15 protein-coding genes are annotated in these 15,431 nt (G+C 37.2%); 5 read left to right on the top strand and 10 right to left on the bottom strand.

The window, feature by feature from the left end; all coding sequences use genetic code 11:
* Window positions 1-155: 155 nt before the first annotated feature.
* Window positions 156-689 (top strand): DUF2529 domain-containing protein, encoded by a 534-nt coding sequence (locus NQZ71_RS03355; protein ID WP_317011292.1) that lies wholly within the window; start codon window positions 156-158, stop codon window positions 687-689.
* Window positions 690-728: 39 nt separating this feature from the next.
* Here NQZ71_RS03355 and NQZ71_RS03350 read toward each other — a convergent pair whose 3' ends face one another.
* Together NQZ71_RS03350 and rpoE are read right to left on the bottom strand one after the other, a co-directional pair.
* Window positions 729-2,333, bottom strand: a complete 1,605-nt coding sequence (locus tag NQZ71_RS03350) for a CTP synthase (protein WP_144455127.1) — start codon at window positions 2,331-2,333, stop codon at window positions 729-731.
* A gap of 306 nt (window positions 2,334-2,639) precedes the next feature.
* Complete coding sequence (gene rpoE, locus NQZ71_RS03345; protein WP_317011291.1) at window positions 2,640-3,236, bottom strand: DNA-directed RNA polymerase subunit delta; 597 nt, start codon at window positions 3,234-3,236, stop codon at window positions 2,640-2,642.
* Between the two features lie 352 nt (window positions 3,237-3,588).
* Between rpoE and cls the strand changes: the two genes are divergently transcribed.
* Together cls and uvsE are read left to right on the top strand one after the other, a co-directional pair.
* Window positions 3,589-4,788 (top strand): cardiolipin synthase, encoded by a 1,200-nt coding sequence (cls, locus tag NQZ71_RS03340; protein ID WP_275008336.1) that lies wholly within the window; start codon window positions 3,589-3,591, stop codon window positions 4,786-4,788.
* Between the two features lie 27 nt (window positions 4,789-4,815).
* Window positions 4,816-5,772: a UV DNA damage repair endonuclease UvsE gene (gene uvsE / locus NQZ71_RS03335; protein ID WP_275008334.1), complete on the top strand. Its 957-nt coding sequence runs from the start codon at window positions 4,816-4,818 to the stop codon at window positions 5,770-5,772.
* 132 nt (window positions 5,773-5,904) lie between these two features.
* Here the strand turns inward: uvsE and NQZ71_RS03330 are convergent, their stop codons facing one another.
* The 4 genes from NQZ71_RS03330 to NQZ71_RS03315 all read right to left on the bottom strand — a co-directional run bounded on the left by NQZ71_RS03330 (window position 5,905) and on the right by NQZ71_RS03315 (window position 8,800).
* Entirely contained in the window at window positions 5,905-6,291 is a 387-nt protein-coding gene (locus NQZ71_RS03330) for a hypothetical protein (RefSeq protein ID WP_317011290.1), read from the bottom strand.
* Between the two features lie 555 nt (window positions 6,292-6,846).
* On the bottom strand, window positions 6,847-7,032 hold the full coding sequence (locus NQZ71_RS03325; RefSeq protein ID WP_127738983.1) for a XapX domain-containing protein: 186 nt from the start codon (window positions 7,030-7,032) through the stop codon (window positions 6,847-6,849).
* A 75-nt stretch (window positions 7,033-7,107) separates the two neighbouring features.
* Window positions 7,108-8,091: a sensor histidine kinase gene (locus NQZ71_RS03320; protein ID WP_275008331.1), complete on the bottom strand. Its 984-nt coding sequence runs from the start codon at window positions 8,089-8,091 to the stop codon at window positions 7,108-7,110.
* 10 nt (window positions 8,092-8,101) lie between these two features.
* Window positions 8,102-8,800 carry a LytR/AlgR family response regulator transcription factor gene (locus tag NQZ71_RS03315; RefSeq protein WP_275008329.1) on the bottom strand — a complete coding sequence of 233 codons (699 nt, stop codon included), beginning with the start codon at window positions 8,798-8,800 and terminating at the stop codon, window positions 8,102-8,104.
* Between the two features lie 231 nt (window positions 8,801-9,031).
* On the opposite strand from NQZ71_RS03315, the gene NQZ71_RS03310 reads away from it, so the two are divergent.
* Both NQZ71_RS03310 and NQZ71_RS03305 read left to right on the top strand, forming a co-directional pair.
* Entirely contained in the window at window positions 9,032-9,784 is a 753-nt protein-coding gene (locus tag NQZ71_RS03310; protein WP_144455120.1) for an ABC transporter ATP-binding protein, read from the top strand.
* Window positions 9,774-10,928, top strand: a complete 1,155-nt coding sequence (locus NQZ71_RS03305; protein ID WP_144455119.1) for an ABC transporter permease — start codon at window positions 9,774-9,776, stop codon at window positions 10,926-10,928. Before NQZ71_RS03310 ends, NQZ71_RS03305 begins: the two co-directional genes overlap by 11 nt.
* Window positions 10,929-10,965: 37 nt before the next feature.
* Here NQZ71_RS03305 and argS read toward each other — a convergent pair whose 3' ends face one another.
* The 4 genes from argS to speE all read right to left on the bottom strand — a co-directional run bounded on the left by argS (window position 10,966) and on the right by speE (window position 15,083).
* On the bottom strand, window positions 10,966-12,636 hold the full coding sequence (gene argS, locus NQZ71_RS03300) for an arginine--tRNA ligase (protein ID WP_144455118.1): 1,671 nt from the start codon (window positions 12,634-12,636) through the stop codon (window positions 10,966-10,968).
* A complete protein-coding gene (locus tag NQZ71_RS03295) occupies window positions 12,633-13,073 on the bottom strand; it encodes a YwiB family protein (RefSeq protein WP_225314744.1) in 441 nt (146 codons plus the stop codon). Before NQZ71_RS03295 ends, argS begins: the two co-directional genes overlap by 4 nt.
* Window positions 13,074-13,286: 213 nt before the next feature.
* Window positions 13,287-14,159 carry an agmatinase gene (speB, locus tag NQZ71_RS03290; protein ID WP_144455117.1) on the bottom strand — a complete coding sequence of 291 codons (873 nt, stop codon included), beginning with the start codon at window positions 14,157-14,159 and terminating at the stop codon, window positions 13,287-13,289.
* A gap of 96 nt (window positions 14,160-14,255) precedes the next feature.
* Window positions 14,256-15,083, bottom strand: coding sequence for a spermidine synthase (speE, locus tag NQZ71_RS03285; RefSeq protein ID WP_144455116.1), 828 nt, complete (start codon window positions 15,081-15,083; stop codon window positions 14,256-14,258).
* Window positions 15,084-15,431 lie beyond the last annotated feature (348 nt).

The following is a 15,431-nucleotide window of genomic DNA, read 5'->3' as shown; positions in this document are numbered from 1 at the left end:
TCTCTATAAATAACTTTCTACTTTTTATTGATATTTTCCTGCTGACAGGCATAAATTTTGCCTTTTCTTGCCGTTTCCTTATAATACAATTGAATCACTCAAACTTTCCCTATCAATGGATAAGATTGTAAAAATAAATATGGGGGTGCCTCACATTGCTTAAAATGTTCTCCACTCAATTAAGTGGTTTATTTAAAAGACTTCACGAAAAGGAAGAAGAATCAATGGAGGATAGTGCCAGAATACTTGCCCAAGCACTTGGCGGAGATGGCAAAATCTTCATTTATGCCACCAATGAAATGAAGGCAGTTGTTTCTGAAAGCTTGTACAGTGCTGAACCGCTGCAAGGGGCAGAAGAATGGACAGAGGAGCATTCTATTGATAATGTTAGCCCAAATGACCGCTTCTTATTGTTCTCACGGGCGTCAGATGATTCGGAGGTTCTTTCTTTAGCCAAGAAGCTTGCAGAAGAATTTATTCCTTTTGTGTCTGTAAGTACCATTATGTCTGCTGATTCAGAAGGATTACAAGACATTGCAGATGTACATATTGACCTTAAATTGACGAAAGGTCTGCTGCCTGATGAAGAAGGCAAACGCTTCGGATATCCTGCTTCTATCGCTGCTTTATTTGTCTATTATGGCATCAAGTTTACGTTGGATGAATTTATTAAGGAATATGAATTGTAAGCAAAAAAGCTAACCTTAAAAGGTTAGCTTTTTTATTGCTTATTTCTCAGAAAAACGCAAGGAAGATCCTACGAACTCACGGAATAGTGGTTGTGGTCTTGTTGGTCTTGAGATAAATTCTGGATGGAATTGTGATGCTACAAACCAAGGGTGATCCTTAAGCTCAACAATTTCAACTAGACGGCCATCAGGACTTGTTCCTGAGAAGACGAAACCAGCGTCTTCCATCTCTTGGCGATATTGGTTATTGAACTCATAACGATGACGATGTCTTTCATAGATAACCTCATCTTGGTATGCTTCATATGCTTTTGTGTTTTCTTTTAATTTACATGGATATAGACCTAAACGAAGAGTTCCTCCAAGATCCTCAATATCCTTTTGCTCTGGCAGCAAGTCAATAACAGGGTATGAAGTTTTTTCATCCAACTCAGAAGAATTTGCTCCATTCCAGCCTAATACATTGCGAGCAAACTCAATTGAAGCTACTTGCATTCCAAGACAAATTCCGAAGAATGGAACTTTGTTTTCACGAGCATATTGTGTTGTAATGATTTTTCCTTCAACACCACGGTCGCCAAATCCTCCTGGAACAAGGATTCCATCTGCATGCTGCAACAGCTCTTTTACATTTTCAGAAGTTACGTGCTCTGCATTAATCCAATCAATTTCGATATCTGCATCGAAAGCGTAGCCTGCGTGTTTTAATGCTTCAACTACAGAAATATAAGCATCCTGCAGCTCAACATATTTACCAACAAGCGCAATCTTAACTGTTTTAGACAGATTACGGACGACATCAACAAGCTCAATCCATTCTGTCATATCTGCTTCTTCACACTTAAGATGAAGATGGTCGCAAACAATTTGATCCAAGTGTTGTTCTTGAAGTGCTAGTGGAATTGTATACAATGTATCTGCATCTTGACATTCAATAACAGAATTTGTATCAATGTCACAGAATAGAGCAATTTTATCCTTCATATCTTGTGAAATTGGCTTTTCCGTTCTCACTACGATTACATTTGGCTGAATACCTAAGCTGCGAAGCTCTTTAACACTGTGCTGTGTTGGCTTTGTTTTCATTTCGCCAGCTGCCTTGATATAAGGCACTAATGTACAGTGAATATACATTACATTTTCTCTGCCGATATCATTTTTAATTTGGCGGATTGCCTCTAAGAATGGCAATGACTCGATATCACCGACAGTTCCCCCGATTTCCGTTATAACAACATCAGCGTTTGTTTCACGGCCTGCTCGGAATACTCTTTCTTTAATCTCGTTCGTAATATGAGGGATAACTTGAACAGTTCCTCCCAAATAGTCTCCTCTGCGCTCTTTTCGTAGCACAGTTGAGTAGATTTTTCCTGTTGTGACATTATTGTATTTCGTTAGGTTAATGTCAATAAAACGCTCATAATGTCCTAAGTCAAGATCTGTTTCCGCGCCATCATCTGTAACAAAAACCTCACCATGCTGATATGGACTCATTGTTCCTGGGTCCACGTTAATATATGGATCGAATTTTTGAATGGTTACGCTCACTCCACGGTTTTTTAGCAGTCTTCCTAATGAAGCTGCAGTAATTCCTTTTCCAAGTGATGAAACAACTCCACCTGTAACAAAAATATATTTTGTCATTTTTATAATCCCCCTTAGTTAAAGTTTGTGCATATTTGTCTTTATTTAAAGAAAAATATTCGAATATTTTTTTTTCGAGGGGAGTGAATCAATTGCTGTAAAGCCACTTTTATAAAAAAGCCTTTCAGCGCCCTGTCCTAATCTTTTAAAACAGGTTCTGCGGCCTGAAAATCATTTTATAAAAACAAAAAAGCTCCACTTACTTTTTCAAGTAAGGGGAGCGCTATTTAAGCAAATATCAGTTCGTTCCTTTTTTAAGGAGCCCAAAAATGATTTTACAAGCAAGGCATCTAAAAGTCAAGGGTCTTATTTATCTTCTTCATCCTCGTCTTCAAACTCATCCTCGTCTTCTTCTTCATCATCTTCTTCGTCTAAATCCTCATCCAGCTCATCTTCGTCGATTTCGAAAGCATCTTCTGCATCTTCGTCAAAGCTGTCTTCTTCTTCTTCTTCTTCTTCGTCGTCTTCAGTAAGGTCGTCATCTAGCAAATCGTCCTCATCTTCAACATCATCGTCAAGATCATCATCATCAAACTCTTCATAATCTTCTTCAACGCTGTCATCATAATCGTCGAAATCATCTTCAGCAGCTTTTTTCGCTTTTTTCTTCTTCGGCTTCGTTACTGTAACGACATCTTCCTCTGACTTATCAACAGGATACCATGTACGTAATCCCCAACGATTATCTCCTAATGACAAAAAACGTCCATCGATATTAATATCTGTATAGAATTGTGCAAGTCTATCATTGATTTGATCTTCAGACAAATCCACTAGCCTGCTTACTTCCTTCACGATTTCATTGAAAGAATATGGTGTTTTTGCACCATTTAATAGTTCATATGCAATTTCAATTAATGACATTTCATTTAATTCTTCTTTTGTAAACTTATCAACACTCATTTTGGCACTTCCCTTCGCTATCTGCTCTTTATCCGAATTGGATTGTATGTAGTTATACCACATTTATTAAAGGCATTATCTTAATCTGCATGCAAGCGGAAATCTTTCTGCCTTAACATTTATTTCCTCATGGAGTTTCATTTTATACAGTTTCCATTTCATAGTAAAGAGAAAAAATACATATTCTCCATTATAAACAATTTTCTAGTGAATATGCTAGTTCTAGCTAAGGTTTATTTAGCTTTTCTTTTCTTTATTGCCTACGGTATTTCTGAAAGTTCCATGAGTCTTCGCAACTCTCTTATAGAATAAGGAAAAATGGGAAACAATACATATTCAAGGGGGAACTTCTATGTATACTTTTTTAATAATCATTGGTATTTTGTTACTGCTTATCTTTTTACTTTATATAGATTTCATTGTAGGCAAAGCTATCACTAAGCGAAAGGTTACGAGAAGAAATTATCCGTTTCGAGAAAGTAACTTTCAAATCTTCAACGACGGAAAAGACCTCTTTCCAGACTTATTCCAAGAGCTGGAGAATGCTGAAAAGCATATACATATATTATTTTACACTGTAAAAGCAGATACAATTAGCACACAGTTTTTAGAAATTCTTGAAAGAAAGGCACAGGATGGGATTGAGGTAAGACTGTTGCTCGATTGGCTCGGAAGCTTCCAAATCAGAAAAAAAATCCGCAATAAGTTAAAGGAAGCAGGAGTGGAGTTTGCTTATTGCAATAGACCAACACTGCCATTTTTCTATTCTTTGCAGGTTAGAAATCATCGGAAGATATCTATAATTGATGGAAAAATCAGCTATGTTGGCGGTTTTAATATCGGAAAAGATTATATTCACGCCAATTTAAAATTAAGTCCATGGAGGGACTACCATTTTAAAATGACAGGTGAAGGTGTCGAAGACCTGCAGCGCGAATTTTTATTAGACTGGACCGATGCCACAAAAACAAATCTGCTTCAGAATCCTATTTACTTTCCCGAACAGCCTAAAGGAAATGCCCGACATCAGATCATTCCAACCCAAGGAGTCTATTTAGAGGATGTTCTTTGCGGACTTATCCGTAATACACGGAAAACACTATTTATTGGCACTCCCTATTTCATTCCTAGCAAAAGGATAATGAAAGAGCTTTGCATGGCCCAAGACAGAAATGTCACAATCACACTGCTATTGCCAACAAAGCCTGATCATATTTTAGTAAAGGAAGCCTCCTTTCCCTATTTACGTACCCTGTTAAAGGGTGGTGCAAGGGCTTATCATTATAAACATGGTTTTTTTCATGGTAAGATTATTACAGCAGATGATGAAATTTGTCTTGTCGGCACTCCTAATTTTGATAAGAGAAGCATTTTCTTGAACCATGAACTGGTTTGCTGTATTTTTGAACCTAGCTTTATTACAGAAATGAACAGCATTGTTGATAAGGATATTGCCGTATCAGAAAAATACACGCTTGAATACTTAGAAAAGCCTAAACCTAAAACAGTATTGCTAGAGTGGATTGCCAAATTATTTGCACCTCTGCTGTAAATTTTTCAAAGGGAAAGGAGAACGAAGATGAAATTCAGATTTGGATATGTTTCCACAGCGACGAACCTTTGGGACGCTTCGCCCTCCAAAACAATGACCTTTGCACGTTACAAAGAACTGCCTGAGGAAGAACGGAAACAAAGGCTTCTGGAAATAACAAAAACAAATCTCATCAACACGAAAAGAGCATTGCATTACAATATCGGGCATGAAATCATGCTGTACCGCATGTCAAGCTCCATTGTTCCACTAGCAACACACCCTGATGTTATGTGGGATTATCTCACTCCATTTAAGGAAGAGTTTGCAGAAATTGGACAACTCGTAAAGGATCATGGGCTGCGAGTCAGCTTTCATCCTAATCAATATACGTTATTCACTTCGCCAAGACCGGAAGTAACAAAGAATGCTGTCATTGATATGGAATATCATTACAAATTGCTAGAAGCAATGGGAGTAGAGGATAGAAGTGTTATTAACATTCATATTGGCGGCACATACGGTGACAAGGAGCAAACACTTATCCGCTTTTATGAAAATATCAAGTCATTGCCATTGCATATTAAGAAGATAATGACATTAGAAAATGATGACAAGACGTATAACACAGAGGAAACATTAACAGTATGTCAAAACGAAACAATTCCGCTTGTTTTTGACTATCATCATCATATGGCAAACTTATGTGATAAACCACTAGATGAACTTCTATTGCCAATATTTGGAACTTGGAAACACCGCGGAATTACTCCGAAAATTCATTTGTCTTCTCCCAAATCAGAGAAGACATTCCGCTCACATGCAGATTTTGTAAACGCGGAGTTTGTCAAACCACTCATCCAGCTATTGCGTCCCCTTCAAATGGACGTCGATTTCATGATTGAAGCAAAGCTGAAGGATCAAGCTTGTTTACAGCTTGTTGAGGATTTAAGCAAAATTCGCGGGATTAAAAGAATCGGTGGAGCCACATTAGAATGGAATTAATTAAAAGAAGGAGACAGCAAGGATGCTGTCTCCTTCTTTCGTTTGTGGAGAAAGGTTCTATTATTTCTCACAAGCTGAGACATAAGTATTTAAACGATACTATGATTAAATCTTAGCATTCATTTAACTCATTTATTTATCATCATTAATTGTGATTATTGGAAAATCTACAGCCTTATTTAATGTAATTGGGTTAATAATAAATATATATGTTGTCGTATCTTTAGGATTAATTAGCTCTAACATTCCCAGGTTAACTAAACGTTCATAATATTTTATAAGGGTTCTTGTACTGATTTCTAAATCCATGGATATTTGTTTATTGTCTTTTGACAAAACACCTAAATTTGGCCTAGCTTGAGTTGCTAAATAATTAAATACTCTATAAAGCTTGTAACGAATATCGTGTCTTAATGACATAACGGATATATATTGTTTATATACACTTACGGACTGATTAAATTGCGATTTTGTTTTAAAGAGGGCTAGGTTTGTATTATTATATTGAACAAGCTTCAATTCCTTCTAACTCCTTTCTGGTTAATTCTTCATTACCTAAAATCAGCTTCCATTTCAGGAAACCTGTTTCGTTAAAATTAGATAAACCAGTGACCGTTTATTAAAAAAACGTGATAGCAGGATGAAAGTTTTATTCCCAAACTTAATTAACACTTATAGCAAATAACAAAAAGACGTGAAAAAATAGAAACAAGCGTAACCCACCACAACTTTAGAAACCAATAAATGCTCCAACAAGTACACCATAACAAGGAAAGGATTAAATTAAAATACTTTGCGCTAAATGTTACGAATATTGTCAATATTATTAGAGATTCATAGATTTACCCTACCAATAATCTTATTATGTTTAGCATATTTGTTATCTTTCATTAAAATAAACAGTGATTTCTTAATCATTAAAGCTAAACAGTGAGAATAAGTTTTTAAGATTTACAGAACTCGCTTTCTGTGCGAAGCAATAATTTAATATTAAAAGTCCTACACTGGCTTTTGCTGCCAAGACATTTTCGACAGCAAAAAAAGAGGCAGCGATTATGCTGCCTCCTTCTTTTATCAATGCTTTGTAAACAAGCTAGAGATCCATGGCTCTAAGCTAACATAAACTTTAAATCCTGCATAAATGCCAACAATTCCGATTATCCCAGGCAATGCCCCTGGCGCTGGTATTGGCAGCTTGAGTAAAGCAAAGATAAAACCTGTCAAAAATCCGGTTATAAGTGCTAATAAAAGTAACTTCATAAACACCTTCCTTTTTCATATAATGGTCTTATTATTTGAAAAGAAGGCGTCTTTAAACCTCATAAATAAATTAAATCAGCGGATAGCTGGCAGTTTAATCTTGACCGTAAATTCTTCTTCCTTGTAAACAAAATCCAAAACACCTTGATGTTTTTTTACAATTTCATAAATTACCTTTGTTCCGATACCCCTACCGCTACCTGCCTTTGTTGAATTTCCGAATTGAATATAGAGCCGATCCAGTACTTTTGCAGGGATGGGCATTGCACGATTTCTTAAAGTTAATATATATAATCCACTTCGTTTCACTAAATTCAATGTGATAAAAGCTTGCTGCTGATTGGCTTTTTGCCATTCTAAGCAGGCCTCAAGACTATTTTCAAGCAAATTGCCAACAAGAGCTACAAGCTCTTTATCTGGCACTGGCATGACAGAAATAGGGACATCTAAATCATAAATTACTTCTATATTTTCTTTTTGAGCTTTCATATAATGTTGATGCAAGATAGCAGCAACTGCTCCACTTTCACCCTTAATAGAGAGGTTTGTTTCCTTATAGCCATCAACAAGTACATTCAAATATGCTGATGCTTCTTTAAATTCATTTTTCTCAACCATATAATGAATGGCAGCTATATGCTTCAGGAAGTCATGGCGTTCACTTCTGACTGTTCGGAACGTCTCATTCATTTTTTCCCTTTCCCCATCAGTTCGTACTAATTCCCTTCTCACCTCTGACAATTCAACTGTTACCATATTTCTAAGTAGTTCAATAACCCAGAACAACAGGAAAAAAACAATCCACAGCCATTCTATCTTCAAAGTTAGTGCTACTGCTGCAATAATTGTTTGCACACTCCAGAATAAAGCATGAAGCCTCCATCCCATTTCAGTTATTAGAGCTTTCCCTCGTTTATAATATAAACATATTCCTGCTAACAGTATGAGAGCCATTATCCATAAGGAAAAGTGCCAGTGAAAGACGTAATAAAACAATCCTATATGAACGGCGGAAACTGCCCATAATATAATCCAATAAAGTTGATCTGCCTTCACCATTCTTTGCTCCTTAGAAATAATTATTTTGAATAAATTCGACCTTTTCCTTTGTAATCATTGCTTTTGCTTCTGTCCCTTCAAATGTCACCGTATAGGAATTTTTTGCATACAAGGAAAAGCTTTTAATACAGTGGATATTAATAATAAAGGAGCGGTGGGATCTGACGAAGTCTCTCTCTCTTAATTCACCTTCTAGTTCATTAAGTGTCTGATATGTCTTAATTGCTTCCGTTTTCGTATGGATTGTTGTAGACCTTCCAGATCTCTCAATGAAAATAATGTCCTTCTTTAAAATAATATGTATATCATTCTTTTGTTTTATATAAATTCTTCCGGCTATTTCTGCAGACTGAGATTTTTCGATCAGCCTCTTAACAGACTGAACAAGCCGGTCTTTTGAATAAGGCTTCATAATATAGTCATGAACATTCAGCTCAAAAGCATGAACTGCATAGCCACTGTTTCCCGTTACAAAAATAACATTTATATTCAATGCATGTGAGTGAATAATGTCAGCTAACTCATATCCTGACAGATTCGGCATTTCTATATCTGCAATAAGAAGAGAAATAGCTTCCTTTTTTATTTGTTCATATGCCTCTTCTGCAGAGTCGGTTGCAAATACAATTTCTGCCTCTGGGATGGCAGAAACGATACCTTTTAATTTATCTAAATCAATTGCCCTATCATCAACTAGCCCGATTTTCATTTCATCTGCCCATTCCCTTTGCCAGATATTTTCTTTACTTCCTTATTTTATCATGGTTTCCCCTCTTATTGTTTACAAATTGGAAATATAAGGTGTTCCTCAAAATTAGACTTTCCCACCCTTGTACAGCATTTTCGCGACAGGAAATGGACTTTTCGCGACATATGTACAGACGCTCATTTCCTTTATCTGTATGATAAAAACAAAGATAACAAGAAGGAAGTGGTAAACATGATAACAGTACAAAAGGTATCGAAAACATTTAAAGATAAAAAGACTTATGTAGCCGCATTAAAGCATGTGTCTTTCCACATAAAGAAAGGAGAAACAGTCGGCTTATTAGGAGAAAATGGGGCAGGAAAAACAACATTACTCCGGTCGATTGCTACTTTGCTACAGCCAACAGAGGGGATTATCACTGTCTCTGGTTTTGATACGAAGACAAATCCAAATGAAATAAAGCAAAAGATTGGCGTATTATTCGGTGGTGAAACAGGTTTGTACGATCGCTTATCAGCAAGGGAGAATCTAGAATACTTTGCCCGCCTATACGGACTCAGCAAACATGAAACAAGGGTACGGATTGATGAATTAGCAAGGATGTTTGGAATGAGAGATTATCTTGACCGAAAAGTCGGCAATTTCTCTAAAGGCATGCGCCAAAAAGTGGCTATAGCTAGAACGCTTATTCATAACCCAGAAATTATTCTTTTCGATGAACCAACGACAGGTCTTGATATTACCTCCTCCAATGTGTTTCGTCAGCTTGTCCACCAGCTGAAGCAGGACGGCAAAACGATTATATTCTCGAGCCATATTATGGAGGAGGTGTCACTTTTGTGTGACAGTGTTGCGATGATGCATAAAGGTGAGCTTGTCCACCATGGCAGCCTTGAAAATTTATATAAAGCAGAAGGAAGCAATGACTTAAACTATATCTTTATGAGCAGACTTGTTAGAGGAGGAAATGCCCATGTTTCTTAATATATATTTAAAAGAATTGAAGGATTCCTTTCGAGATAAACGGACATTATTATTAACGGTGTTTTTACCTATTATTATCATGACATTACTTACTTTATTTTATGAAAAATTGGTTTCGGATGGGGAAGGTGAATCCTATCAGCTTGCTGTAGCTGCCACTCTACCTGAAGAAATAAAAACGTCCTTGCTTGCCAACAGCAGCATTGAGCTAGTTGAAGCGAAGAACCCGGAAGAAGCGTTACAAAATGGAGAAGCTCAGGCTGCTTTAATGACAGATGATAATTTTGCCAACCTTGTAGCTGAAAAGCAGAACGCAGAATTAACGATTATCGGTGATTCGTTCAGTCAAAGCTCCTCTACACTCATGTCCCTTACACAAGCTGCTCTGTCCCAATATGAGAGCATAATAGTTTCAGAAAGATTAGAGTCTCTTGGCGTTGAAGCTGATACAATTAAGCCGTTGTCAATAACACAGGAAGAATTGAGTGAGGACCCGACTATTAATCTTGTGGCAATGCTCATTCCCCTTATTCTTGCTGTCGCAATCAGTGTTGGAGCAGGACCTTCTGCTGCTGATTTCTTTTCAGGGGAAAAAGAAAAGAAAACAATGGAGGCATTACTGATGACTCCTGTCAACCGCTCTACACTTGTATTTGCCAAATGGCTAACAATTTCAACAATAGGCACAGTCACAGGAATTATCACATTGCTTGTTGTCGTATTGGAAATAGCCTTCTTAACAGAAAACCTTAAAAATGCTATTGAGATTGGGGATAATTTTGGTTTAAGTGTTATCTTGGCACTTGTGCTAACAATTGTTTACTCCATGTTTATAGCTTCCCTGCTTATGCTGACTAGCATCATCGGCAAAACAATTAAGGAATCACAAAGCTATAGTGCACCAATTATGATGGTTACGATATTGCCTTTAATGTTTATGTCAAATGTCGGTATAAATGAGTTAGAGTTCAAACATTTCGCCATACCTGTTATGAATATTTACTCCCTGCTTAAAGAGCTGATCTTTGGTATAACTAACTTTGAACATTTCTTTATCACAATTGGAAGCAATCTTATTGTATTAGTAGTTGTTTTCCTTATCGGCAGAATCATGTTTTTGAAGGATAAATGGGTGATGAATTAATAGAAAAAAGGATGGAATTGCTTCCATCCTTTTCTTGTTACATTTTCTCTGGCGCAGAAACACCGATAAGATGCAGTGCGTTTTTCAATGTGATTTTTGTTGATTGGATTAGTGCCAATCTTGCTTTTGTTCTTTCCATATTGTCTGCATCCAATACTTTTTCTGCATTATAGAAGCTATGGAATGTTGATGCTAAATCATAGATATAATTTGTGATGCGGTGAGGCATTCTTTTTGCTGCTGCTTCTGTTACTGCTTGTGGGAATTCCCCTAATTTCTTTAATAGGTCGAACTCTTTTTCTGCAGTAATATGGGAAACATCAAGATTATTATCTAGCTCAATCCCTTGTTCTTTCCCTTGTCTTAAAATGCTCGCAATACGTGCGTGTGCATATTGAGCATAGTATACAGGATTTTCGTTTGATTGAGATACTGCCAAATCAAGGTCAAAATCAAGATGTGTGTCAGCACTTCTCATCGCAAAGAAGTAACGTGTTGCGTCCAATCCTACTTCTTCCACTAAGTCTCTCATTGTAACTGCTTTACCTGTACGTTTGCTCATTTTCATCTTTTCACCGTTTTTGTACAGATGAACAAGCTGAATGATTTCCACTTCTAAAGCGTCCTTATCATAGCCTAATGCTTGGATAGCTGCTCTCATACGCGGAATATAGCCGTGGTGGTCAGCACCCCAAACGTTGATTAGCTTTGTAAAGCCTCTTTCCAATTTATCTTTATGATAAGCAATATCTGGAGTCAAATATGTGTAAGACCCGTCATTTTTAATAAGCACGCGGTTTTTATCATCACCGAAATCCATAGAACGAAGCCATGTTGCTCCATCCTCTTCGTAAATATAGCCATTTTCTCTTAATGAGTTCAATGCTACATCAATTTTCCCATTTTCATAAAGAGACGTTTCTGAATACCACACATCGAATGGTACACGGAAATCTTCAAGGTCTTGCTTTAGCTTGCCCATTTCGTATTTAAGTCCGTATGTACGGAAGAAATCAAAACGTTCCTTTTCCTCTACATGCACAAATTTATCGCCAAATTCTTCTGCAAGCTTCTTACCGATTCCAATGATGTCCTCACCATGGTAGCCATCTGCAGGCATTTCCTTATCTTGACCAAGGGCTTGGAAATAACGCGCTTCAACAGATAGCGCCAAGTTATTGATCTGGTTTCCAGCATCGTTGATATAATATTCTCTTGATACATCATAACCTGCTTTATCAAGAATATTGCACAAAGAGTCACCAACTGCAGCACCTCTGGCATGTCCTAAATGAAGATCTCCAGTAGGGTTAGCTGATACAAACTCAACTTGCACCTTTTCCTTATTTCCGAAGCTAGTTTCTCCGTAAGCATCGCCTGCTTCAAGAATTGTCGGAATTAAGTCTGCTAAGTAGCGGTTATTCATATAGAAATTGATAAATCCAGGACCAGCAATTTCTACTTTCTCAATGGATGCCTTTGTTTGGTCAAAGTTGTCGATAATTGCTTCTGCAATTGCTCTTGGTGCTTTTTTTGCCACTCTTGCCAGTTGCATCGCCATATTTGTAGAATAGTCCCCGTGTGCCTTGTCCTTCGGTAATTCTAGAATTACTTCTGGAATTTGTGCCTCTTCAGCAAGACCTGCCTTCACAACACTCGCTTTAATTTCATCCTTCAGTTTTTCTTTTATTTGATCTACGATATTCATGCTTGTACTGTCTCCTCCTTAAAATTGATTGTCATATGATAGGTTCCATTTTTATTGCCATTCGTATTTAAATCATACAATATATCAATAAGCCCTGATGGACTATGTGCTTCTTTTTCCATGCCTAGCCGCTTTGTATCTGTCACCATTAGAAAAGTACCATAAGGAGTTTCATAGCTGCCATTTCGCTTTTTGTTCAACAAAAAGGCCAGTCGCATTTTCACTGCTCCGCTGCGAAGTATTAATCCTTCATTTCCAGATACTTTAACAATCGTCTTAATGGTGCCTTCTTCTATTTCTTCTTCGTATTTAATATAACTGCTTCCGTCTTTTTCTAAGTATTGTCCAAATCCAACCCACTCGATACTATCTTTCGAGCTTCCGTTGTATATGTTGGTGGTCACATGTATTTTTATAGGTGCTTGCCCGTTAGACAACGGTAACACTTCCTTTTCCTCTAAACTATAACTTAATAAGTATAAATTTTTTAAATGGGAAGTGCAAGATGATGTAAGGATATAGATGAAGTTATCTGCTTTTCTTTTTGTTGAAAAGAAAAAACCCGTATAAATAACGGGTTTCGAGATAAAAAACACAAATCTATAGAGAAACTCTTAACTTCATCTATACCAAAAGCTTCAAGCCTTGGATTATTTTACCCAACCAAGGATCATTTCTCTGATTAGTTTGCTTGCTGTGTTTGCTGTTTGTTCTGATGGGTCGTAGATTGGTGCTACTTCCACTAAGTCTGCTCCTACAACGTTTACTTCTGAGCGTGCAATTTCGTGTATGGATGCAAGTAGTTCTTTTGATGTGATTCCGCCTGCGTCTACTGTTCCTGTTCCTGGTGCATGTGCTGGGTCTAATACGTCTATATCGATTGTAACGTATACTGGTCTGCCTGCTAATGTTGGCAGGATTTCTTTTAGTGGCTCTAGCACTTCAAATTTGGAGATATGCATACCAACTTCTTTTGCCCATTCGAATTCTTCCTTCATACCTGAACGGATTCCAAATGAGTAGACGTTTTTTGGACCGATTAGGTTTGCAACCTTTTTAATCGGTGTGGAGTGAGATAGCGGCTCTCCCTCATATTCATCCCGTAAATCTGTATGTGCGTCCATATGGATGATTGCCAAGTCAGGATATTTTTTGTACATCGCTTGGAAAACACCCCATGAAACTAAATGCTCGCCGCCCATTCCAAGTGGAAACTTGTCTTCAGCCAATACTTTATCCACGAATTCTTCAATCATGTTTAAGCTTTTTTGCGGGTTTCCGAATGGCAATGGAATATCTCCAGCGTCAAAGTATTTAACATCTGCTAAGTCACGGTCTAAGTACGGGCTGTACTCTTCAAGACCAACTGAAACCTCACGAATTCTTGTTGGGCCGAATCTTGAGCCGGGACGGAAGGATACTGTCCAATCCATCGGCATTCCATAAAGAACTGCCTTGCTTTCCTCAAAATTTTGGTGACTTTTTATAAAAGTATTACCTTGATATGCTTCATCAAAACGCAAAATCTGTCCACTCCTTTTAGGGATATTCCCTTTAACTTCTTTTTTTATATTAAGCTCTGCTAGAATTACAGCTTCCTGCAGTTCTAGCGGAGCCTTCTACTCTGTTAAATCTTTAACGAACTTCGGCAGCACAAAAGCAGCCTTGTGTAATTCCTTCGTATAATATTTTGTCTCTAATTCGTGAAAACGGTCAGCCTTCACTTCAAGTGGATCATACTTTTTTGAACCAATTGTGAATGCCCACATTCCGCTTGGATATGTTGGTATATTAGCGATATACAGTCTCGTAATAGGAAATATCTCTTTAACATCCTTTTGGACAGCACGGATAAGATCTGCTTTAAACCAAGGATTATCGGACTGGGCTACAAATAAGCCATCCTCCTTTAATGCCTTTGCAATTCCATCATAGAATCCCTTAGTGAATAAATTGACTGCAGGCCCAACAGGCTCTGTAGAATCGACCATAATGACATCATAATCATTTTCGCTCTCAGCAATATGCATGAAACCATCGCCAACCTTAACTTCAACCCGAGGATCATCCAATTTTCCGGCTATTTCTGGCAGAAACTTTTTACTGTATTCAATGACCTTTCCGTCAATATCTACTAAAGTAGCCTTTTTCACACTAGGATGCTTTAACACTTCCCTAATGACACCGCCATCTCCGCCGCCTACCACTAACACATTCTCCGGGTTCGGATGTGTGAACAACGGTATATGTGCAACCATTTCATGATATACGAATTCGTCCTTGACAGAGGTCATAACCATATCATCCAGTAGGAGCATATTGCCCCATTCTTCTGTTTCGACCATATCAAGCTTTTGAAAATCTGTTTGCTCTGTATGTAATGTTTGTTTAATTTTCATCGTAATTCCGAAGTTATCTGTTTGTTTTTCTGTAAACCATAATCCCATCTTTGCTTCCTCCATTCTAAATTGCCCTTATGCAGAAGGGTGTGAAATCTGCTTTGACTATTGATAGTATCGACCATATTGATAAGTAATCCTAATCAATTGGGACAGGCACATACGCAAAAAGCATATATTTACAAGGCTTAATTACCCATTTACCCTATATACTTCCCAAACAAATAAATAACAAACACGAAAAAAAGTATAGAGTATATTCGCTAAAAAGCAAGAAAAATTTACTAGCTCCGCTATAAAAGGTTTAAAATGTAAATCTTATCCACATACTAGTGCTATCTATTATTCCGAAAAACCTCAATATAGGAGTTTAAAAATATGACATCTATCATAAAT

The organism is Niallia taxi (assembly GCF_032818155.1).
GTDB lineage: Bacteria > Bacillota > Bacilli > Bacillales > Cytobacillaceae > Niallia > Niallia taxi_A.
Note: the sequence above shows the minus strand (reverse complement) of the source record. Positions and strands in the feature narration are given on the sequence as shown.

Coding starts and splice junctions, on each gene's coding strand:
- NQZ71_RS03350 (WP_144455127.1), bottom strand. CDS start 2,333: ATGACAAAATATATTTTTGTTACAGGTGGAGTTGTTTCATCACTTGGA.
- rpoE (WP_317011291.1), bottom strand. CDS start 3,236: ATGAGTGTTGATAAGTTTACAAAAGAAGAATTAAATGAAATGTCATTA.
- cls (WP_275008336.1), top strand. CDS start 3,589: ATGTATACTTTTTTAATAATCATTGGTATTTTGTTACTGCTTATCTTT.
- uvsE (WP_275008334.1), top strand. CDS start 4,816: ATGAAATTCAGATTTGGATATGTTTCCACAGCGACGAACCTTTGGGAC.
- NQZ71_RS03325 (WP_127738983.1), bottom strand. CDS start 7,032: ATGAAGTTACTTTTATTAGCACTTATAACCGGATTTTTGACAGGTTTT.
- NQZ71_RS03320 (WP_275008331.1), bottom strand. CDS start 8,091: ATGGTGAAGGCAGATCAACTTTATTGGATTATATTATGGGCAGTTTCC.
- NQZ71_RS03315 (WP_275008329.1), bottom strand. CDS start 8,800: ATGAAAATCGGGCTAGTTGATGATAGGGCAATTGATTTAGATAAATTA.
- NQZ71_RS03310 (WP_144455120.1), top strand. CDS start 9,032: ATGATAACAGTACAAAAGGTATCGAAAACATTTAAAGATAAAAAGACT.
- NQZ71_RS03305 (WP_144455119.1), top strand. CDS start 9,774: ATGTTTCTTAATATATATTTAAAAGAATTGAAGGATTCCTTTCGAGAT.
- argS (WP_144455118.1), bottom strand. CDS start 12,636: ATGAATATCGTAGATCAAATAAAAGAAAAACTGAAGGATGAAATTAAA.
- speE (WP_144455116.1), bottom strand. CDS start 15,083: ATGGGATTATGGTTTACAGAAAAACAAACAGATAACTTCGGAATTACG.